Source organism: Chryseobacterium artocarpi, from assembly GCF_001684975.1.
GTDB classification, from domain to species: domain Bacteria; phylum Bacteroidota; class Bacteroidia; order Flavobacteriales; family Weeksellaceae; genus Chryseobacterium; species Chryseobacterium artocarpi.
The window spans coordinates 121545-141849 of sequence record NZ_MAYH01000049.1; the positions used below are offsets into that span (position 1 = coordinate 121545).

19 protein-coding genes are annotated in these 20305 nt (G+C 35.5%); 5 read left to right on the forward strand and 14 right to left on the reverse strand.

Annotation, left to right across the window (positions count from 1 at the left end; all coding sequences use genetic code 11):
• Nucleotides 1-84 precede the first annotated feature (84 nt).
• Together BBI01_RS19845 and BBI01_RS19850 are read left to right on the forward strand one after the other, a co-directional pair.
• Nucleotides 85-891 (forward strand): M48 family metallopeptidase, encoded by an 807-nt coding sequence (locus BBI01_RS19845; protein ID WP_065396382.1) that lies wholly within the window; start codon nucleotides 85-87, stop codon nucleotides 889-891.
• Nucleotides 892-1091: 200 nt separating this feature from the next.
• On the forward strand, nucleotides 1092-1403 hold the full coding sequence (locus BBI01_RS19850; RefSeq protein WP_065396383.1) for a hypothetical protein: 312 nt from the start codon (nucleotides 1092-1094) through the stop codon (nucleotides 1401-1403).
• A 38-nt stretch (nucleotides 1404-1441) separates the two neighbouring features.
• Here the strand turns inward: BBI01_RS19850 and BBI01_RS19855 are convergent, their stop codons facing one another.
• The 11 genes from BBI01_RS19855 to BBI01_RS19905 all read right to left on the reverse strand — a co-directional run bounded on the left by BBI01_RS19855 (nucleotide 1442) and on the right by BBI01_RS19905 (nucleotide 11587).
• Nucleotides 1442-2053, reverse strand: coding sequence for an outer membrane beta-barrel protein (locus BBI01_RS19855; protein WP_065396384.1), 612 nt, complete (start codon nucleotides 2051-2053; stop codon nucleotides 1442-1444).
• Nucleotides 2037-2846, reverse strand: coding sequence for an ABC transporter ATP-binding protein (locus tag BBI01_RS19860; protein ID WP_065396385.1), 810 nt, complete (start codon nucleotides 2844-2846; stop codon nucleotides 2037-2039). The genes BBI01_RS19855 and BBI01_RS19860 overlap by 17 nt, the downstream gene beginning before the upstream one ends.
• Nucleotides 2846-3598, reverse strand: coding sequence for an MlaE family ABC transporter permease (locus tag BBI01_RS19865; RefSeq protein WP_065396386.1), 753 nt, complete (start codon nucleotides 3596-3598; stop codon nucleotides 2846-2848). The genes BBI01_RS19860 and BBI01_RS19865 overlap by 1 nt, the downstream gene beginning before the upstream one ends.
• A 96-nt stretch (nucleotides 3599-3694) precedes the next feature.
• A complete protein-coding gene (locus tag BBI01_RS19870) occupies nucleotides 3695-5065 on the reverse strand; it encodes an exopolysaccharide biosynthesis polyprenyl glycosylphosphotransferase (RefSeq protein WP_065396387.1) in 1371 nt (456 codons plus the stop codon).
• A gap of 43 nt (nucleotides 5066-5108) precedes the next feature.
• Complete coding sequence (locus BBI01_RS19875; protein WP_065396388.1) at nucleotides 5109-5738, reverse strand: 7-carboxy-7-deazaguanine synthase QueE; 630 nt, start codon at nucleotides 5736-5738, stop codon at nucleotides 5109-5111.
• 7 nt (nucleotides 5739-5745) lie between these two features.
• Nucleotides 5746-6630: a bifunctional 5,10-methylenetetrahydrofolate dehydrogenase/5,10-methenyltetrahydrofolate cyclohydrolase gene (locus BBI01_RS19880; RefSeq protein WP_065396389.1), complete on the reverse strand. Its 885-nt coding sequence runs from the start codon at nucleotides 6628-6630 to the stop codon at nucleotides 5746-5748.
• A 47-nt stretch (nucleotides 6631-6677) separates the two neighbouring features.
• Nucleotides 6678-8318 carry a glucose-6-phosphate isomerase gene (pgi, locus tag BBI01_RS19885; protein WP_065396390.1) on the reverse strand — a complete coding sequence of 547 codons (1641 nt, stop codon included), beginning with the start codon at nucleotides 8316-8318 and terminating at the stop codon, nucleotides 6678-6680.
• A 206-nt stretch (nucleotides 8319-8524) separates the two neighbouring features.
• Nucleotides 8525-9130 carry a hypothetical protein gene (locus BBI01_RS19890; protein WP_065396391.1) on the reverse strand — a complete coding sequence of 202 codons (606 nt, stop codon included), beginning with the start codon at nucleotides 9128-9130 and terminating at the stop codon, nucleotides 8525-8527.
• A complete protein-coding gene (locus tag BBI01_RS19895) occupies nucleotides 9120-9554 on the reverse strand; it encodes an RNA polymerase sigma factor (protein WP_438561107.1) in 435 nt (144 codons plus the stop codon). Before BBI01_RS19895 ends, BBI01_RS19890 begins: the two co-directional genes overlap by 11 nt.
• Nucleotides 9555-9654: 100 nt before the next feature.
• Nucleotides 9655-10524, reverse strand: coding sequence for a TraB/GumN family protein (locus tag BBI01_RS19900; RefSeq protein WP_065396393.1), 870 nt, complete (start codon nucleotides 10522-10524; stop codon nucleotides 9655-9657).
• Nucleotides 10525-10678: 154 nt separating this feature from the next.
• Nucleotides 10679-11587 carry a DUF4349 domain-containing protein gene (locus BBI01_RS19905; RefSeq protein ID WP_065396394.1) on the reverse strand — a complete coding sequence of 303 codons (909 nt, stop codon included), beginning with the start codon at nucleotides 11585-11587 and terminating at the stop codon, nucleotides 10679-10681.
• A gap of 209 nt (nucleotides 11588-11796) precedes the next feature.
• Here BBI01_RS19905 and BBI01_RS19910 point away from each other — a divergent pair, with 209 nt between their 5' ends.
• Nucleotides 11797-13155 carry an acyl-CoA dehydrogenase family protein gene (locus BBI01_RS19910; protein WP_065396395.1) on the forward strand — a complete coding sequence of 453 codons (1359 nt, stop codon included), beginning with the start codon at nucleotides 11797-11799 and terminating at the stop codon, nucleotides 13153-13155.
• 48 nt (nucleotides 13156-13203) lie between these two features.
• On the opposite strand, the gene BBI01_RS19915 is transcribed toward BBI01_RS19910, so the two are convergent.
• Nucleotides 13204-13581 (reverse strand): MauE/DoxX family redox-associated membrane protein, encoded by a 378-nt coding sequence (locus tag BBI01_RS19915; protein ID WP_065396396.1) that lies wholly within the window; start codon nucleotides 13579-13581, stop codon nucleotides 13204-13206.
• A 154-nt stretch (nucleotides 13582-13735) separates the two neighbouring features.
• Here BBI01_RS19915 and BBI01_RS19920 point away from each other — a divergent pair, with 154 nt between their 5' ends.
• Nucleotides 13736-13993 (forward strand): bacteriocin-like protein, encoded by a 258-nt coding sequence (locus BBI01_RS19920; RefSeq protein ID WP_065396397.1) that lies wholly within the window; start codon nucleotides 13736-13738, stop codon nucleotides 13991-13993.
• Nucleotides 13994-14076: 83 nt separating this feature from the next.
• Here BBI01_RS19920 and BBI01_RS19925 read toward each other — a convergent pair whose 3' ends face one another.
• Nucleotides 14077-15189 (reverse strand): AI-2E family transporter, encoded by a 1113-nt coding sequence (locus BBI01_RS19925; RefSeq protein WP_065396398.1) that lies wholly within the window; start codon nucleotides 15187-15189, stop codon nucleotides 14077-14079.
• A 192-nt stretch (nucleotides 15190-15381) separates the two neighbouring features.
• The gene (gene lon / locus BBI01_RS19930; protein ID WP_065396399.1) at nucleotides 15382-17787 is read right to left on the reverse strand and encodes an endopeptidase La; all 2406 of its coding nucleotides are present in this window, start codon (nucleotides 17785-17787) and stop codon (nucleotides 15382-15384) included.
• 260 nt (nucleotides 17788-18047) lie between these two features.
• Here lon and BBI01_RS19935 point away from each other — a divergent pair, with 260 nt between their 5' ends.
• On the forward strand, nucleotides 18048-20201 hold the full coding sequence (locus BBI01_RS19935) for a peptidylprolyl isomerase (RefSeq protein WP_065396400.1): 2154 nt from the start codon (nucleotides 18048-18050) through the stop codon (nucleotides 20199-20201).
• The last annotated feature ends 104 nt before the right edge of the window (nucleotides 20202-20305 follow it).

Genomic DNA, 20305 nt, shown 5'->3' on the forward strand with positions numbered 1-20305 from the left:
AAACAGCAAAATGTATGCAAATATATTCTTTCTGGAATATTTTGGAATAAAAATTGTTAAGGTTGAATTATTAACACTCAAACTATGAAAGTTACACATCTATTAGGATTTGGAGCATTCGCTCTGTCGATCGCTGCTTGTACTACCAATCCTATTACAGGAAGGTCGTCTTTACAGCTGGCGAATAATTCAGAAATATTAACAATGTCTGCACAGGAATATAAAACGACATTGTCTAAAGGTAAACTTGTTACCGGAACAGCAGATGCAAAGAGAGTGGTAAATGTAGGAAACAGAATTAAAAATGCTGCAGAAAGATATTATCAGAGTATTGGAAGATCAGCAGACCTTGCCAATTACAGCTGGGAATTTGCTCTTCTGCAAAGTAATGAATTAAATGCATGGTGTATGCCTGGTGGTAAAGTAGCTGTTTATACGGGAATTTTACCTGTTACAAAAGATGACAACGGACTTGCTGTAGTAATGGGACATGAAGTTTCTCACGCACTGGCTGGTCACGGAAATGAAAGAATTTCTCAAGCGATGATGGCTCAATATGGAGGAGCTATCCTTGGAGGAGCTATTTCAAATGCACAATGGGCAAGTGTTTTCCAGAAAGTATATCCTATCGGATCTCAGGTTGCCTTATTGAAATATGGTAGAGGGCAGGAGTCAGAAGCTGATGAAATGGGACTTTACCTGATGTCTATGGCAGGATATGATCCAAGAGCCGCAATCCCTTTCTGGAATAGAATGGAAGCCGCTTCTTCAGGAGCTAGACAACCGGAGTTCCTGTCTACTCACCCTAATCCGGAGACAAGAATCTCAGATATTAACAAAGACTTACCAAAAGCTTTAGAATATTATAAAGCTGCAGGAGGAAAAATATAGCTTATGCTTATTATAGAGAGGAGGACTGATTTTTTAATTAAGTCCTTCTTTTTTGTTTATAATTCTTTTTCGTGCGTGTAAAATAAAAATCGTTTATTAGAACATTCAAAGAATTAAAATTCTATTCTCAGACAAAGGCTTATTAATTTTTTAGTAAATTTGATAAGGCTTTTTAAATATAATCACTTAAACACAATATTATGAAGAGTTTATCAATTACCGGACTTATTCTTTTAGCAGTTTCTGCTTTACTTTTTTATCTGACTACTGATTTTGCTGTAGAGCAGATCAAAATTTCTCATATTATGGGAATGATGGCTGGAGTTGGTATTGGGCTGATCATTGGCGGAATGGTTGGCTATGTAAGTAAAGGAAGCGCGATAAGGGCTGAACAAAAGAAAAAAGAATTTAAGCAGCTTCAAAAAGACAAAGAAGAATTGGAAAAACAGGCTGCTGATATTGCAAAGCGTCAGGCTGAGCTTGAAAATCAAAATAAAAATCCTCAAATATAAAATTTGAGGATTTTAAAGTTGTTATTTTCGAGAATTGATTAAAATTTATATCCCAAACCTAACATAAATAAATTAGGTCTGTTATCATATCTGATTTCCGAACCGGAAACTCTGTTAATAAAATTTCGTTCATCCTTGCTGAATGCACCTTCATATCTTGCATTTACAATAAGCTTTTTGATTTCAAGCTGTGCTCCAAACTGATATCCTACTGTAAAATCGTTTTTTGCATTTTCTTTGAAGTCATTGTAAGTGTTGTCTTTACTTAGGTTAAAGCTTCCTACAGGTCCTACAAATACTCCAAGCATATTCCCTAAAACGTTGTATCCTAAAAGAACAGGAACGTCAATACGGTTGCTTTTTACATCAAAAGTAGTATTTTCAGTAGTGAATTCATTCTTAAAGTGAGTGTAATAAACCTCCGGCATTAAGAATAATGAAGTAGGTAATCCTACCTTTAATGAAAGACCCACGTTGAATCCTACATTGTTTTTTCCTGTTCCTTCTACGGCATCAGTCACCGTTCCTTTGATGTTGGACCATGAAGGTGAGCCGGTAGGAAAGATTAAGTTTGCCTTACCTGCCAGTGAGATCTGTGCAGAAGCCCACATTGAAAACCCTATTAACGCTATACTAAGTACCTTTTTCATTATCGTCTAATTTTGTATTCTCAATCGTTTTATTATTTTCAAGTAAATATTCTCTCAGCTCTTTGAACAGTTCTGAAGAATAAACGAAGTCAATCAGGTTTTTATTGCCTGCAGTGATCAGGATGTCTTTATTCCCTTCCCATTCTTTGATTCCGAGTCTTAGGTATACAATTTTCTCGCCAATCGTCATTACAGAGTTCATGTCGTGTGTATTGATGATGGTAGTTGTATTATATTCCTTTGTAATCTCATACAGAAGGTCATCGATGATCTTTGATGTATACGGGTCTAATCCGGAATTCGGTTCATCACAGAATAAATATTTTGGATTGTTTACGATAGCTCTTGCAATGGCAACCCTTTTCTGCATCCCTCCTGAAATTTCAGATGGATATTTTTTTTCAGCTTTATCAAGGTGTACTCTTCCGATTACCTCAAAAACTCTTTTCTTTTTCTCTCTGTATGTAAGGTTGGTAAACATATCCAAAGGGAACATGATATTTTCTTCTACAGTTAAAGAGTCAAATAAAGCACTTCCCTGAAATACAGTTCCGATTTCCGAACGAAGATGCTGTTTCTCCTCACGGTTCATGGTGTTCACATCTCGACCATCAAACAGAATTTCTCCTGATGATGGCATATAAACGTTCAATAAGCTTTTAAGGAATACTGTTTTTCCGGAACCACTTTGCCCAATGATGAGATTTACCTTTCCTTTATCAAATGAAGTTGAAATTCCCTTAAGTACTTCAACATCGCCAAAACTTTTCTTAAGATCTTTTACCTCAATCATTAGCTTAATATTAATTGGGTTAAAATTAATTCGGAAATGATAATAAATACCATTGTCCATACTACTGCTTGTGTACTGGCTCTACCAACTTCCAAAGATCCACCTTTTACATTGTATCCAAAATAAGAAGGAACCGTTGCAATGATGAATGCAAAAACAGCAGTTTTTGTAAATGCATAATAGATAAATAAATTAGGCATGTACATCTGAATACCCGTTATATAGTCGTTTGGTGTCCAGTTTCCTGTTAACAGCCCTGCAATATAACCACCACCAATACCAAATACAATACTGATAGCAATAAGAAGAGGGTTGAAGATCATACAGGCAATGATTTTTGGAAATATCAAGAAATTGGGTGAATTTACTCCCATAATATCCAACGCATCAATCTGTTCGGAGACTCTCATTGTTCCAATACTGGATGCAATGTATGAACCTACTTTACCCGCTAAAATTAAACTGATAATGGTAGGAGCAAACTCCAAAATAAGTACCGCTTTTGTTGCATATCCAACGAATGCAGGGGGAATAGGAAAAGAAGAAGCATCAAAGTTATTGAACATCTGAATTGCTACTACTGCTCCTACAAATATTGATGTGAAGATTACAAGTCCGAAAGAATTTACTCCCAAATCATTAATTTCTCTCATGAACAGCTTCCAAAAAACCCTCATTTTCTGGGGTTTCTGCAGGGATTTGCCTAGAAGGATAATATATTCCCCTACTGCTGTGAAAAACTTTTTTAACATACTGCTAAATTAGACTTTTTTATTGAAATAGGCTAGGGCTGAATTGAAGACTGAAGTCCGGAAAATGTTAAAATTATCCTAACCTTAAACCTAGCTTTATTTTGCATTTTTATCACCTCCAATGACAAGAAGGACTGTTTTTAATATAATAACGAGGTCCAGAACAAAGCTCCAGTTCCTTACATAGAATGCATCAGCAAGAACACGTTTTTTCATTTCTACTTCCACATCACCGAAGTCTCCGCGAAGTCCGTTTACCTGGGCAAGACCAGTAATTCCCGGGCTTACCATACTTCTTAAACTATATCTGCCAATTTTTGGTTTATAATAATTATCAACAGCCAGCATATGGGGGCGTGGTCCTACTACAGACATCTGTCCTCTTAATACATTGATAAACTGTGGAAGCTCATCAAGGCTGGTTTTTCTTAAAAATTTACCTATTGAAGTTATTCTCGAGTCATTTTCGCTGGTAGTTTTCGTTGTGGATTCGTTATTCACCACCATTGTTCTGAATTTAATACAGTTAAATACCTCTTCATGGAAGCCGTATCTTTTCTGGAAGAAGAAAACAGGTCCTTTAGAAGTCATTTTAATTAAAATAGCAATAATCGGAAATAGCCATGAACAGACAAAAGCTAATACTATTATTGAAAAGATGATATCAAATGCTCTTTTCATCAGGAAATTGGAATAATAATCCAATGGGTATCTTGCCTGATTAAGAACGGGCTGGGTCTGTATATAAGCTAAATCATAAAGGAAAAAATCACTTTGAGTAATACTCGGAATCAGTGAGATGTGAACCTTATTTTCTTCTGCTAATCTGAAAATTTCAGATTCTGATCTTTCATCGTAAGAGTTTTCTGTGGATAAAAACAAGGTATGAATTCCATTTTTTTTCCAGAGATTAACTAGCTCATGGGTGCTGATATCCTTGTTTTCATGCTCAAATATTCTATATCCATAATCTTTACGATCTTTAAATATGTTTTTTAAAATCTCAGTAGAGTCTCCATCTCCCAAAAACATAATATTTCTGTAGTTTACTCCTAAAGATCTTAGATATTTAATAGAGAAATAAATGAGTGATTTCGCCAGAAAAATAAAAATAAACAGATAAAATGAAAGCCAATATATATCCGAATTAAAAAATACATTATTGCTGACCTTTCCGATAAGCAAAACACCTAAAATGAAGAATATAAAGTGTACCAAAAGCCTTTCAAGAAACAGAGTATAGGTTAAGTTTCTTGGAATATTATATATTTTTGTTCTACCACTCAGAAGTACCCAGAACAAAAATATGAGAATAAGAGAAAAGGTATTTTGATACCAGGTTTCTTTATGGTATTTTAGGTTTTCGTTTCTGCTTATAAAAAAGAATATGAAGATAGATGCAATAACCATGAGGTCAAGCAAAATAATGATCGATTTGAGGTATCTAGAGTATCGAATTCTCTGCATCTATCAAGGTTATTACGGAAACGGTTAGCTAATGTACATCTTTTTATGGGATATTCAGATATTTATGGGTCTGAACAGAAGCCTGCCATTCCGGGTGTTCTAAGATGAAGTCTGTAATTTTAGGATACATATCATTTCGTTTGCTCCACTCACTTTGAAGATAAAGTTTACAGTTTTCTGAAACTTTTAAAGCCTGCTCCTGAGCAAATTCAAAGTCATGATTATTGAAAACAATTACTTTAAGTTCGTGTGCCTTCTGATAGATTTCTTCTTTTGGAAGTCCTGTTTTCTTTGGGGAAAGAGTAATCCAGTCCAAATGTCCGCTCATAGGATATGCTCCTGAAGTTTCAATGTGAATTGTACATCCCAGTTCTTTTAGTTTGGAAGTAAGGATTTCCAGGTTCCAGGTTAGAGGTTCTCCCCCTGTAAGAACTATTGTTTTACAATGTTTAGCTGCGGTTTCTGCAATTTCTACTGCATCCATCAACGGATGAAGCTCAGGATCCCAGCTTTCCTTTACATCACACCAATGACACCCAACGTCACAACCTCCTAATCTGATAAAATAAGCGGCTTTCCCGGTGTGTGCTCCTTCTCCTTGTAAAGTGTAAAAATGCTCCATCACAGGGAGCATTTTACCTTCTTTTAATAAAATATCTTGTTCTTTATTCATTTTAAAATTAGTCGTTATAGACCGAAGTTTTATAAGCAATGATCGTATTTTTCATCAACATCGCTCTAGTCATTGGTCCTACCCCTCCAGGTACTGGTGTGATCCAGCTTGCCTTTGCTGCGCAGCTATCAAAATCTACGTCACCAGCAAGGTAATATCCTTTTGGAGAGTCATCATCTACTCTTGTAATTCCAACGTCTACGATTACAGCTCCGTCTTTGATCATTTCTCCTTTTAGGAAGTGTGGATCTCCCAACGCTGTAATAACGATGTCTGCTTTTTTAGTATATTCTTCGATGTCTTTAGTATATGAGTGGGTAAGTGTTACTGTAGAGTTTCCAGGGAAATCTTTTCTTCCCATAAGAATACTCATTGGTCTTCCTACAATTTTACTTCTTCCGATGATTACACAGTCTTTTCCTTTAGTCTCAATATTGTATCTTTCCAATAATGTTAAGATTCCGAAAGGAGTAGCAGGTAAGAAAGTATCCATTTCTAAAGCCATTTTTCCGAAGTTTTCAGGGTGGAACCCATCTACATCTTTTCTTGGATCAATAGCATTGATGATTTTCTCCTGATCTACCTGATCCGGTAAAGGTAATTGAACGATAAATCCGTCAACTGCTTTAGATTTATTCAGCTCGTCAATTTTTTCCAATAGTTCAGATTCTGAAACTGTACTTGGGAATTTGATTAAGCTTGATTGGAATCCTACTTCCTCGCAGTCTTTCACTTTAGCATTTACATAAGCTTTACTTGCTCCGTTGTTTCCAACTAGGATTGCTACCAAGTGTGGAGCTCTTCTTTTGCTTGCAAGGATTTTTTCTACTTCAACCTTGATCTCAGCTTTTATTTCCTTGGATACTTTAAGTCCGTCAAGAATTTCTGCCATTTTTACTTTTTACTTTTATTTAGATTTATTTTTTACTTTCTTTTTTACTATTTGAATTCTTTATAATAGTTAATTAATCCATTGGTAGAACTATCATGAGAATTTATTGTCTCGTTGTTTTCAAGCTCGGGTAAGATTTTGTTAGCGAGCACTTTACCTAGTTCAACGCCAAATTGATCAAAGCTGAAAATATTCCAGATAACACCCTGAACGAAGATTTTATGTTCATATAAAGCAATTAATTGTCCTAATGAAAAAGGAGTTAATTCCTTGAATAATATAGAGTTAGTAGGAGTATTTCCATGGAAGACTTTGTAGTTTAATAACCTGTCAATTTCTTCATCAGATTTTCCTGCGTTTGTAAGTTCTTCTTCTACTTCTTCTTCTGTTTTACCGAATGCTAATGCTTCAGTCTGAGCGAAAAAGTTTGCTAATAATTTATCCTGGTGATCAGAAACTTTATTACTGCTTTTCGCGTATGCAATAAAATCTGCTGGAATCAATTCTGTACCCTGGTGAATCAATTGATAGAATGCGTGTTGTCCGTTTGTTCCAGGTTCTCCCCAGATGATTGGCCCTGTTTCATATTCTACGAATTCACCGTTTCTGTCAACGCATTTTCCGTTGCTTTCCATATCTCCCTGTTGAAGATATGCAGCAAATCTGTCAAGATATTGTGAGTAAGGAAGAATAGCATAGCTTGTAGCTGCATAGAAATTACGGTACCAGATCCCAAGAAGTCCCATCAATACCGGAACGTTTTCAGAGAAATCTGCAGTCTGGAAATGTTGATCCGTATCAAAAGCTCCTTTTAAAAGCTGTTCAAAGTTTTCATATCCTACAGCCAATACGATGCTTAAACCGATGGCGCTCCAAAGAGAGTATCTTCCGCCTACCCAGTCCCAGAATTCAAAAATGTTTTCTTCTGCGATTCCGAAGTTTTTTACAGCTTCAATATTCGTGGATAAAGCAACGAAGTGTTTTGCCACATCTTCCTGTTTTCCTGCTTTTAAGAACCAGTCTTTAGCAGAATTTGCATTGGTCATTGTTTCTTGAGTGGTAAACGTTTTGGACGCAACGATGAACAATGTAGTTTCAGGATTAAGGTTTTTCACAACCTCTGCAATATGATTTCCGTCCACATTAGAAACAAAGTGAACATTCAGTCTTGTTTTAAAATGCTTTAAAGCAGAACAAACCATCACAGGACCAAGGTCTGAACCTCCGATTCCGATATTCACAACATCAGTAATTTCTTTTCCGCTGAAACCTTTGTGCTCTCCTGAAATAATCTTCTCAGAAAAAGTTTTCATGTGATCCAATACTCTTTTGATCTGTGGTTTTATGTTTTCCCCGTCTACCAAAATTTCACGATCAGAGAAATCTCTTAATGCAGTGTGTAATACCGCTCTTCCTTCCGTTTCATTGATTTTATCTCCGGAAAACATCTTTGAAATAGCATCTTTAAGCTGACATTCTTCTGCCAGTTGTAATAAAAGCTCTTTAGTTCTTGTATCGATCAGGTTTTTAGAATAATCAAAAAGGTAATTATCCTTTTGTAAAGAAAATTCATTAAAACGGTTTGGATTATACTGGAAAAGACTTCTTAGTTCAAGGTCACTTCCTGCAAAATGTTCGTCAAGAGCTTTCCAGCTGTTGGTTTGTATTGGGTTTATTTTTGATAGCATGTTTTGAGAATTTATAGTTCAGAATATAGTATATCGAATCAAAATCTTTAGAAATCCATAACACTTTATTTCTGATCTGCAAATTTAAGGAAAAATAAAACCTCAGATAAATTTGATGATGATAAATAACGATTTTTTAAAAAACAAAACCTCAGAATTGATCTGAGGTTTACTTTTGTGTCCTTAAAAACACTTTTGTCTGAATTTTATTCATCTATTTCATTCAGAATATTTTCTAATTGTTTAGCCTGTTTTCCGTAGATATATTTTGTCCATAGGATAACACTTACTACAACGGAAAGTGTCCCTATCAAAACAGCAATGATTAAAGCAGCCTGGTTGGCATTTGTGAGTTCAGACAGACTCTTTCCTTTTTTTTCTAAGACATTATAGATTGTCAAACCTATAGTAACAAGGAAGTGTGGGAGTAATAAAAAGCCGAATGACTGATATCTTTCCATATTCAATCTAAGCTCGTGGTAGATTTTCCAAAGGCTATTTTTGGTGTTTCCTGTATAAAGTTCCGTTTGTTTATAAAACTTATAAAATCCGTACAGATAATACGTGGATATCACCACCATCATGGTATAGGAGATATAATAAATAATATATTGTGATGCTGGAAAGCCTAGTTGAAAAGGGAAAAGCCCAATAAGAATAATTGCAATAACCTGCATAGGGAATTCTTTTTTCATACTTTTCTGAATCTTTTCGATAGGATGTTTGCTTTCTTTTAGCTGTTCTATATTGTCAGGAATATTAACGTTGCCGTCCTCATTATTCCACTGTTCTTTTAATTGATCAAAATTCATAACCTGATTTTTTTATGATTTGCTGTATTTTTTCTTTTGTTCTGTTGAGTTTTACACGGGCATTCCCTTCGCTAAGCCCAAGATTGCTCCCGATTTCTTTATGTGACATTCCTTCCATGAAATAGAATATAACGGCTTTCTCCAGAGCATTAAGCTCCTGTACGGCACAGTAGAAAATTTCAAGTTGCTTATCCTTTGTAGGGTTATAATCTTCTTGCTGTACTTCAAAATGCGGTGGCGTATCTGTGTGATTTTTTGATCTCTGCTTTTCCTTTTTTAAATAAGTGATGGCAGTATTGATGGCGACACGATACATCCATGTGGAAAATTCGCTGTTTCCTTTGAAGTTTTGATATGATTTCCAAAGCTGGATGAGAATTTCCTGCTGGAGATCTTCCCGGTCTTCTATAGAATCTGCATAGATCCGGGAAGCTTTATATAAAATGCCTTTGTGCTGATTGACAAGCTTTAGAAAGGCGGTTTCAGTTGGATTACTCACAATGATTTCATGGTTAGGTTTGTGATTATTGAGTTACCGGTTTTACGGTATATCCTTTTGATTTCAGAAGATTAATTAAGCCGTTTTGTCCCCAAAGATGTCCGCTTCCTACCGCAAAGAAAGTACTTTTATCTTTCATGATTTGTGGCATTGTTTCTACCCATTTATTATTTCGGTCAGTCAGTACATATTTTTCCTGTTCTTTGTTCATAAATTTTGGGTCTTTGATAAGCTGGTCAAGATCTTTCAGATTTTCGTTTTTAAATGCTTCTGTCATTTTCTTTGCAGCAATACTGTAATCATTACCAAGTTTAAGTTGAGATATTGTTTCTTTCAGGCTGTAGGCTTTTCCAATTGCATAGATCTGATCATCTACTTTTTCTAAACCGCCCACACTTTTCTTATCTCCCAATGCTTTTTTTAACAATTCTATCTCATACATTTTTACCTCATTTTGAGGACATGGGATCGCTTTTGTTGCGACAAGGGCATATAATGCCTGTGTACTGTGGTTGTCTACCTTCTTCAGATCAGTTCCGTAGTCTGCAAGTACCTTATTCAGTTCTGTAGCTTCTGCAGAGGACAGTTGTTCAGATATCTTTTTATCTGCAGACATCATTTTCTGCATGGCAAGCATTTCGTTTTGATCTGTGTAATTGATTTCCATTACAAAATTTTCAGACTTATTAAGTGCATTCCAAACCTTAGGTTTGATATCAAAATCTTTGCTGCATAAGATATGAAATGTTCCTGCAATATAAGAAGGCTTAGAAAGACCATTTCCAGATACTTCCCACAGAAGACTATTGCTGTCTGTATTGTTTTTTTGTGCGTTTGCAGTCATGAAATTCATTGATAATAATGCTGCGAATCCAAGTTTAACTAAAGTTTTCATATTATTAATTTTTTTTGATTTTCTGTTCTTTTAAATAGTAGGTAAGAGTGGTATTATAATCGTTACAGTTTTTTTTTGAAAAAAATAAAAACCTCCCGGAAACAGGAGGTTGTAAAATCTAAAATTATGATGATAACCGTTGGGTTAGATGTGCTTAATCTTGGCTTTTTGGGAGTTCAGATCTTACTGCTTTTCTTTTTCTTAAAAAATAAACCAGTGCTCCTGCAATGATTAAAATTGGCCAGATGTTGATAAGTCCCACAACAATTTTCTGGATTAAATAAAACCCATATACAAACCCATCTTTTGCATCGTAGATAAAATTATATCTGTATTTATTGTCAATACTTTTTGTATTGGTGACTGCAATTTCTGCAATGCGAAGCTTAGGTTCCTTGATGTAAATGTCAACAGTACTGTATTTAAGGTGATCAGCTATATTCATGACATTGAGTTTTTGAAGATTACCCTCAGCCATGTTGTCATTGTTAAGTGTTACTTTATCTTTATTCGTTTTGATCTTTTCAATATTTTCAGAGGTCTGTTGATTTCTCTTCGCTTCCAATTCCGAATATTTAATATTAGCAGTTACGTCTTCGGCATTAATGGATCTTGAATTAAGAAATAATTTATTGGTATTGATTGAGGTTAAGAAATCACCCAGCTTTTCAGTTGGAACGCGTACCTGCATCGTATTTTCTGTCTGATATTTCTTAATAAGCATTGCTTCCGTATCAGAAGTATTGTACGTTTCCTCAGACATTACATCACTGTGAAGATTGCTTTTGGTAACAAACCCCCCAAGCTCCTGAACAGACTTTTCAATGGAAATGGTTGCATTATAAACATCCTTCACTTCCATATTGATATCTGCTGTTTTAATAAACTTTTTATCTTTTACTTCCATGCTGGCAACTGAGGATACACTGTCTGTTACTGCTGCAGAATCTGCAACTTCATAGCTTTTAAGTTCACTTTCGGAAGACGTATCCATTTTTTTACATGAATAAATTCCTAATAAAAGAACTGCTGATAATGATAATTTGATGTAAGTCGTTTTCATAGTGTAAGATTTTTGAGATTTTGCTTGAGTCAAAGTTCAGAAAGGATCCTTTGTAACGTTTGAAAATTGGACGTAAAAAACTTGTAAAGACTATTTTGTATTTTAATTATCTGAATATCATTGTTTTGTAAAATGGTGAGAAATGTGTGTTTTTGTTTTCGGAGTAATTTTTGCTTATCTTTTTACAAATCAAAATCACAATTATCATTATGTCAAATACCTTTTCTAAAATCAGAAACGCAATTGGGCTGTTTACCTCAATAGATTTCGATCAGTTAAGTGCCATTTCTCAAAAAGTAGATTTGCCTAAGCTGATGCATAATTTTTCAAAACTAGACGATAAACAGCTCTCGGGGCTTATGAAGATGCTTGATACCGATAAAAAAAAGAAAGAACTTCCTCCTGTAGATGGTGATTTTTATGACATCTACCATACTTTAAGCCCTGAACAAAGAGAGGTTCAATTGAAAGTAAGAGCTTTTATGGAAAAAGAAGTGAAGCCTTTGGTGAATCACTACTGGCTAAGAGACGAGTTTCCTTTTGAATTGATCCCGAAATTTCAAAAACTAGATATCTGCGGCGTTACCTACGAAGGATATGGCTGTCCCGGAATGCCTTTTCTGATGGAAGGTGTTATTGCGATGGAGATGGCAAGAATTGATGCCTCTATTGCTACTTTTTTCGGAGTACAATCCGGATTGGCAATGGGTTCTATCTACATCTGTGGTTCGGAAGAACAGAAACAAAAATGGCTTCCTCAAATGCAGAAATTTGAAAAAATAGGAGCTTTTGGACTGACGGAACCAGAAGTAGGTTCAGGAGCGGCAGGCGGACTTACCGTAACGTGTAAAAAAACAGAAGAAGGCTGGGTTTTAAATGGGCAGAAAAAATGGATAGGAAATGCCACTTTTGCAGATCTGGTAATCATTTGGGCTAGAGATTTAGATAGTGGAGAAGTAAAAGGATTTATTGTAGAAAAGGATAATCCCGGGTATTCTGTGGAGAAGATCAAAGGGAAAATGGCTCTTCGTATTGTTCAAAACGGATTGATTACGCTGAAAGACTGTGTTGTTACTGAGGAAAATAGGCTGCAGAACGCCAATTCATTTAAAGATACAGGAAAAGTACTGAGAATGACAAGAGCCGGAGTAGCATGGATGGCGACGGGATGTGCAAGAGGTGCTTATGAAAGTGCATTAGCATATACCCGCACCCGCGAGCAATTTGGAAAACCTATTGCTTCGTTCCAGATGATTCAGGGGCATTTGGTAGAAATGTTATCCAATCTTACAGCAATGCAGACAATGGTATTCAGATTATCCGAAATGCAGGATGAAGGTATTTTAAAAGACGAACATGCATCCTTGGCAAAAGTATTCTGTACATTAAGAACACGCGATATTGTTTCAAGAGCGCGAGAGGTGATGGGCGGAAACGGGATTCTTCTGGAATATGATGTTGCCAGATTTGTGGCAGATGCTGAAGCTATTTACTCTTACGAAGGAACAAAAGAAATCAACTCGCTCATCGTAGGACGATCGATTACGGGATTCAGTGCATTTGTGTAGATAGTTAGATAGAGTTGTGGTATTTATTAGGCTGCTACGTTTATCCTATTAGCCAACCAAAGCTTTGTATTTCTCTCTATTGTCAATCAATATCCAGATATTAATCACAAATAATATTCCGGAAATGCAAATACCTGTGGTGGATGGATCTCTGTATACATTATGAATTAAAATCCCTGTCAATACAGGCAGAATAATGATTGCACCTAATGCTCTTGTTTTAGGAAAGATAAATAATAGCCCTCCGATTACTTCTACTATTCCTACTAACGGTAATAACCAGCCGATTTCTCCGAATGCTGCATACAATTTCATTTGTGCTTCAGTAAGCGGAGGAACAGGGTTGTAGTGAAAGAATTTATCTAATCCAGCATTAATAAACATAATTCCAAATAAAAGGCAGATGATGAGTTTTAAGATTTTCATAATAAATATTTTATATCAAATGTAAAATAAAAATGCAATTTTATTATGATTTAATAAATGAAAAATAAAATTATTTGTGTTAATGATAGGTTAATATTCGGTTTTGCATAGTTTTATTATTTATATTTGATTACAAACTAAACTCATAACTATTATGTTGAAAAATCTTAAAAAACTAGATCGTACAGATTTGAGAGAAATTCAGGGAGGAGGTCGTATTGACCAATGTGATATCGGACCAGTTGGGTGTCCGTGTAAAATTCCACCAGGTGATCCTTGTTTAGGAGGTGGCGGTGGTTCTGGAGGAGGAACAGATCCTAATCTTGGATATTGTCATGACAATCAATCTTACATTCCTTGTAATGAAGTGTGCCCGAATGGAATGAGCCCACTTTGTGCATGGGGTGTATAAGAGATAGAATAAGACAAGGCTGCTTGAAAAAGCAGCCTTGTTTATGTTTGATAGTTAATACTCATTACTTATCATTGAAGAATCTAGTCCATTTCTTTCAATGTAATATTCTTCGAAATCTTGTAGCTTTTCTTTTTCTTATTAGGCTTTTCTTCTTCACCAAGTAATTTACCCCAAGGTCTTAAATCATCTACTCTTTCAAAGATAATTTTGATGATAGCAATCGCAGGGATACATAAGAACATTCCTGCAATTCCCCAAAGGTGTTCTCCCAACAGGATACCAAGAAAAGAAAATAAAGCATTGATCTTTACTTTTGAACCTACAACAAATGGTAAAACAATATTGCCGTCCACAGCGTGTACCGCAATATATCCCATTGCTACATAAATACAGGTTGACGGGCTGGAAGTTGCAAAAGCAATAAAACAGGAAATGACAAGAGATATAAATATTCCAAGGTAAGGTATTACGTTTAAAAGACCCGTGAGAACAGCCAAAAGAATGGCATATTTCACTCCTAAAACAGTAAGAACAATTGAGGTTAAGATTGATACAATAATCACTTGAAGAAATAGTCCGAAGATATATTTCTTGGTCATAACACGGATCTCATTTACAGCTTCCTGTACACTTGTTTTATGTCTTTCATTGAAAACAGTAACAATAAAATTATTTAAAAGTCTTCTGTAATTTAAAATGAAGATAAAAAACAAAGTAAAGAAGATGATAAAACCAAAACCTGTTGAGAATATCCCGAAAGTGAAACCTAGAATTGCCCCTGATGAAGATAAAAGTTTATTCAATCCCTGATTGATATAATCTACCTGTTCATCTACTTTTACATTGAATGTCTTGGAGACCCAATGCTGAAGCCCCTCAAATACCGTTGTAAATTGCTCTCTGAGATGAGGAATATCCTTGCTGAAATCAGATAGCTGATTCGTGAAAAAATAAATGATCCCACTTAAAATGATCAACATAATGAAAACTGAGGTCATTGTTGAGACAGATCGCGGAAATCTTAATTTTCTTTCCATGAAAGTAGCTGCCGGTAAAAACAGCATTGCCATTAAAAATGCAAGAAAAAAAGGAGCTAAAATGCTTTGCCCTAATGCTAAAAGATAGCCGAGTCCAATGATTGAAATAACAACCAGAGTAAGCTTGACAAGGAAAGGAAGTCTAAGAAAATTCATAATCTAAAATCTGCAGTGTGGAATAAAATTAAGAAAAACCTAGTGAACTGATGTGTTTTTTATTCAATCACTATGAATTTTTTATTTCTGCTTATCAAATTTTATTCCTAACTGTGGGATAAAAAGCAGAAACACGTTCTGATATTCAAAACGTGTTTCCTTATTGAGAAGTTGATATGTTAATAAGTTGACTTATTTTTCAATAGCGATTTCTATTACCTCTTCCATTCTGCTGACATAGTGTACTTTCAGATTCTTTAAATAATCTTTTTTGATCTCTTCTACATCTTTTCTGTTAGCCTCACAAAGAATTACATCCTTTACTCCGGCTCTTGTCGCAGCGAGAAGTTTTTCCTTGATTCCGCCTACAGGAAGTACTTTTCCTCTTAAAGTAATCTCTCCGGTCATAGCAAGATGTGGTTTTATCTTTTTATTTTTAAAAGAAGAAACCATAGACGTTAGCATGGCAATACCCGCAGAAGGTCCATCTTTAGGAGTAGCTCCTTCAGGAACGTGAACGTGAATATTTTTCTTGTCCAGATCCTCCTGATCGATTCCCAATTCATCATGCTTAGCTTTAATGTATTCCAAAGCAATTGTTGCAGATTCCTTCATTACAGTTCCCAGATTTCCGGTCATTGTTAAAGCTCCTTTTCCGTTGCTTAAAATACTTTCAATATATAAAATATCTCCACCTACACTGGTCCAGGCAAGTCCTGTAACCACACCTGGAACTCCTGTGATTTCGGATAAACTTTTCGGTCTTGGAACTCCAAGGATTTCGTCTACCTTTTCAAGAGATATTTTTGGATCATATTCTTTAACTAAAGCCGTCTGTAAAGCTACCCATCTTGCAATGGAAGCAATTCTTTTTTCTAAAGATCTTACCCCGCTTTCAGAAGTGTGAGCTTCAATAATATGTTTAAGTTCAGGGTTTCCAAGCTTGAATGACTTAGCGTCCAAACCGTTTTCCTCCTGTTGTTTTTTAATTAAATGTCTCTTAGCAATCTCAATTTTTTCCTCCAATGTATATCCCGCAATCTGAATGATTTCCGTTCTGTCCAAAAGAGGAGTCTGGATCGTTGAAAGCGAGTTTGCCGTGGCGATAAACATTACTTTTGATAGGTCGTAACCCATTTCAAGGAAGTTGTCGTAGAAAGATTTATTTTGCTCTGGATCAAGAACCTCCAAAAGAGCGGAACTTGGATCTCCGTGAAGACCTTGTCCGATTTTGTCAATCTCATCAAGGACAATTACCGGATTCGAGGTTCCGGATTTTTTGATAGACTGTAAAATTCTTCCAGCCATCGCTCCGATATATGTTTTTCTGTGTCCGCGGATTTCACTTTCGTCATGCAATCCACCTAAAGATAATCTTACATATTTTCTTCCTAAAGAATCTGCGATAGACTTTCCTAATGAAGTTTTACCCACTCCCGGAGGTCCTACTAATAGCAAAATAGGAGATTTCATGTTGTTTTTTAATTTTAAAACAGCCATGTGCTCCAATATTCTTTTCTTGATATCCTCTAATCCGAAATGAGCTTTATCTAAAACTTTTTCGGCTTTAGCAATATCAAAAATATCTTTAGTATAAGTTTCCCACGGAAGATCTGTAAAGAAATCAAGGTAATTTCTCTGTACATTATAATCCGGAGAATTTGGGTTTTGACGTTGTAATCTGCCAATCTCTTTTTGGAAATGATCTTCTACTTCCTGGCTCCATTTTTTTGTTTTTGCCTTGGCAATAAGATCTTCTACATCACTTTCAGGACCGCCACCCAATTCTTCCTGAATAGTTCTGATCTGTTGATTCAGGAAATATTCTCTTTGCTGCTTGTCAAGATCCTTTGAGGTTTTCTGGTGAATCTGGTTTCTCAATTCCAGCTTTCTGAAATCCTCATGCATCATTTCATAGCATTTGTTTGCTCTTTCCATCATGCTTTTCTCTTCAAGAAGTTTTTGCTTTTCAAGAGATGGGAAACTTGCGTTAGTACAGATGAAATTTAGCAGATCATCATTATTATTAATGTTTTTGATCGCAAAATTAGCCGCATTAGGAATATTTGGATCGAGCTCAATGATTTTTAGAGCAAGGTCCTTGATATTTTCCAGTAATGCTTCATACTCTTCCTGATTTTTAGGCTTTGTATCCTTTAATTTTGAAATTTCCGCTTTGAAATAAGGTAAATTATCAACGATCTTTTTGATCTTAAATCTATGAAACCCTTTAGTAATAGCTGTAATATTACCTTCAGGAAGTTTTATAATCTTAATGATCTTTGCTAGTGTTCCTGTAGTATAAATATCCTTCTCGGTAGGCTGTTCAAGATCCGAATTTTTCTGGCTTACAATTCCAATAAAGTCTCCGTTTTTCTGCGCTTCCTCAAGAAGTTGTATTGATGTTTTTCGTCCTGCAGTAATGGGAATCACCACGTTAGGGAACATTACCATATTTCTTACAGGAAGTATAGGGAATATTTTCTGTTCGGAATTTTTATCAGTCTCCGCAAAGTCGGAAAGATTGATTTCCTCAGTTACGATATCAAATCCGTCGCTGATCATTTCTTCTAAACTAATATCTTCAAATTCTGTCATAATAAATCGAATGACAAATTGTCATTTTCGTTTTTAGTCGTTATAGGGATTTTTAATAATAAGCCCTGAAAACGTGTGGCATATTATAATACAGTAAAATGCACAATACTTATGCCATTTGTTTTTTGCTAAAAAATATGGTCAAAATTTCCTTTTTTAAATAATCTTTGCGATTTAAAATTAAAATAAAGAACTTCTGTTTCTCTAATTTCTTAAAAATGTGTATTTTCGCAAACTGATAAAAAACTATAATTTATAAAATGGCAATTTTAGGACAGATTAGGAGTAAGCCTTGGCTTTTAATGGGAGTAATAGCCTTAGCGCTTTTGGCGTTCTTGGTGAACCCAGATAGTATCGACAAGGTTTTTGGAAAGAATCCTGATGTTTTAGGAAAAGTAAATGGTGAGAAAATCACCCGCGAAGAGTTCAATGATCAGCTTTTCGTGCTGCAGCAACAGGCTGAACAACAGGGTCGTCCAAAAAACGGTCTTGAAGAGCAGGCTTGGCAGTTACTTGTACAATCTAAGCTTATCAAGCAGCAGTTTGAGAAATTGGGCTTTGAAATGACTGATGATTATTTCTGGAACCAAATCCAGTATGATCAGATGTTCGCTCAAAATCAACAGTTCTTTGATGAGAAAGGTAATTTTAAAACTCAAGAGCTTAAAAAAGAAATTGAAACATTACAAAACACCAATCCTCAAGGATATTCTCAATGGTTGAAGACAAGAAAAACTATCGAGTACAGATTGATGGCTAGACAGGTGTTTACCAATATTTCAGCAGGTATTACCACAGGTAAAAAAGAAGCTGAAGAATTGATGAAAGAAAGAGATCAGCTTGCTGACATCGACTTCGTAAAAGTAGATTACGCTGCATATCTTCAGAAAACGAAGATTAATGTATCTACAGAAGACCTTGCAAACTACATCAAGCAACATCCGGTAATGTTCAAAGCTGAGCCTAGCAGAAATATCGGTATTGTATATTTCCCTTCTAAACCAAGTGCAGCAGATGATGCAGCAGCTTTAAAGGAAATTACAAAACTATATTCAGGAGGTACAGATGCAAGTGGAGGAGCTGAAAACTTCCAAAATACGAAGAATGACTCTATGTTTGTTACAGCAAACTCAGACATGCCTTTTAATCCTCAATATGTGACACCTACGCAATTGCCTGCAACTATACAAGGTCAGATCGCAACTGCTGCGGTAGGACAGACATTTGGTCCATATAAAGAACAAAACTTCTATGTAGTTTCTAAACTTGTAAACAAGAAGACTTCAGACTCTACATTATCAAGACATATTCTTATTGCTTTCAAAGGAAGCCCTGCAGGGGAAGGAGTAACAAGATCTAAAGAGCAGGCTAAGAAATTGGCAGACTCTATCGGAGCAGTAGTAAAAGCTACACCAGCTAAATTTACTGAATTCCTTAAACTTTCTAATGATCCAAACTCTGCTGCTCAAGGGGGTAGCTTAGGGTGGACAACTCCAGAAACTCCTTTTGTACCGGAATTCCTTACTTATTTAGCAAATAACCCTAAAGGAGCAACAGGTGTAGTAGAAACTCAGTTCGGTTATCATATCATCAACATTGAAGATAAGAAGTCCGGATCTATGGGATATAAAGTGGCGAACCTTGTGAAGGAAATCAAAGCTTCAGATGCTACAGAAACTGAAACAGACAGAAAAGCGAAGAAATTCATTCAGCAAATTCAAGGAAAATCATTTAATGATTTTGTGAATGTTGCTAAGAAAGATAACTATCAATTCTCTAATCCAAAAGCAGCAAAAAGATTTGAAGGTCAGCTTCAGGGCTTAGGTACTGAAAAAGACGGAGAAATTCTTGCTTGGGCTTTTGATAAGAAAAGATCTAAAGGAGATACAGAGTTATTTACAGTAGACGGAACAGGAGACAGAATTGTAGTATACCTTAACGGAAAACAGGAAGCTGGTCTTGCTGATCCAGAATCTGTAAGAGATCAGATTGAAGTAATCGTTAAAAATAAATTGGCAGCAAAACAAATTTCTGATAAAATTGCAGGAGCAAAAGCTTCAAACTTAGATCAGATTGCTAAATTATTTGCGACTTCAAAACAATCAGCTCAGGTTAACATGCTGAACCCTTCAGTTGCAGGAGCTATGGAGCCTAAAGTTGCAGGAGCTGCATTCGGTGTTGCGAAAGGTAAACTTTCTAACCCGGTTGAAGGTGGAACAGGAGTTTATGTATTGATCAAAAAATCAGAAACTGTAAACAAACAACCTGGTGACCTTAAGCAGTTCACAGAATCTATTACTCAAAGAAACGCAGGAATGTTCGGACAGGCTTGGATGAAGAGTCTTCAGGATAATGCAGATATTGAGGATTATAGAATCGAGATCTGGAACAAGGTAGGAAACCAACAACAATAAGAGATTCCTCTCAATAATATAAAAGCGACAAATTTATTTGTCGCTTTTTTTTGTATTTAACGCAGAATAATAAAGGGAAAGATTTATTTAAAATGTACTATATT

What these genes read in the sequence shown, in the direction of transcription:
- BBI01_RS19845 (WP_065396382.1), top strand. Translation starts at nt 85, where the DNA reads ATGAAAGTTACACATCTATTAGGATTTGGAGCATTCGCTCTGTCGATC.
- BBI01_RS19850 (WP_065396383.1), top strand. Translation starts at nt 1,092, where the DNA reads ATGAAGAGTTTATCAATTACCGGACTTATTCTTTTAGCAGTTTCTGCT.
- BBI01_RS19855 (WP_065396384.1), bottom strand. Translation starts at nt 2,053, where the DNA reads ATGAAAAAGGTACTTAGTATAGCGTTAATAGGGTTTTCAATGTGGGCT.
- BBI01_RS19860 (WP_065396385.1), bottom strand. Translation starts at nt 2,846, where the DNA reads ATGATTGAGGTAAAAGATCTTAAGAAAAGTTTTGGCGATGTTGAAGTA.
- BBI01_RS19865 (WP_065396386.1), bottom strand. Translation starts at nt 3,598, where the DNA reads ATGTTAAAAAAGTTTTTCACAGCAGTAGGGGAATATATTATCCTTCTA.
- BBI01_RS19870 (WP_065396387.1), bottom strand. Translation starts at nt 5,065, where the DNA reads ATGCAGAGAATTCGATACTCTAGATACCTCAAATCGATCATTATTTTG.
- BBI01_RS19875 (WP_065396388.1), bottom strand. Translation starts at nt 5,738, where the DNA reads ATGAATAAAGAACAAGATATTTTATTAAAAGAAGGTAAAATGCTCCCT.
- BBI01_RS19880 (WP_065396389.1), bottom strand. Translation starts at nt 6,630, where the DNA reads ATGGCAGAAATTCTTGACGGACTTAAAGTATCCAAGGAAATAAAAGCT.
- pgi (WP_065396390.1), bottom strand. Translation starts at nt 8,318, where the DNA reads ATGCTATCAAAAATAAACCCAATACAAACCAACAGCTGGAAAGCTCTT.
- BBI01_RS19890 (WP_065396391.1), bottom strand. Translation starts at nt 9,130, where the DNA reads ATGAATTTTGATCAATTAAAAGAACAGTGGAATAATGAGGACGGCAAC.
- BBI01_RS19900 (WP_065396393.1), bottom strand. Translation starts at nt 10,524, where the DNA reads ATGAAAACTTTAGTTAAACTTGGATTCGCAGCATTATTATCAATGAAT.
- BBI01_RS19905 (WP_065396394.1), bottom strand. Translation starts at nt 11,587, where the DNA reads ATGAAAACGACTTACATCAAATTATCATTATCAGCAGTTCTTTTATTA.
- BBI01_RS19910 (WP_065396395.1), top strand. Translation starts at nt 11,797, where the DNA reads ATGTCAAATACCTTTTCTAAAATCAGAAACGCAATTGGGCTGTTTACC.
- BBI01_RS19915 (WP_065396396.1), bottom strand. Translation starts at nt 13,581, where the DNA reads ATGAAAATCTTAAAACTCATCATCTGCCTTTTATTTGGAATTATGTTT.
- BBI01_RS19920 (WP_065396397.1), top strand. Translation starts at nt 13,736, where the DNA reads ATGTTGAAAAATCTTAAAAAACTAGATCGTACAGATTTGAGAGAAATT.
- BBI01_RS19925 (WP_065396398.1), bottom strand. Translation starts at nt 15,189, where the DNA reads ATGAATTTTCTTAGACTTCCTTTCCTTGTCAAGCTTACTCTGGTTGTT.
- lon (WP_065396399.1), bottom strand. Translation starts at nt 17,787, where the DNA reads ATGACAGAATTTGAAGATATTAGTTTAGAAGAAATGATCAGCGACGGA.
- BBI01_RS19935 (WP_065396400.1), top strand. Translation starts at nt 18,048, where the DNA reads ATGGCAATTTTAGGACAGATTAGGAGTAAGCCTTGGCTTTTAATGGGA.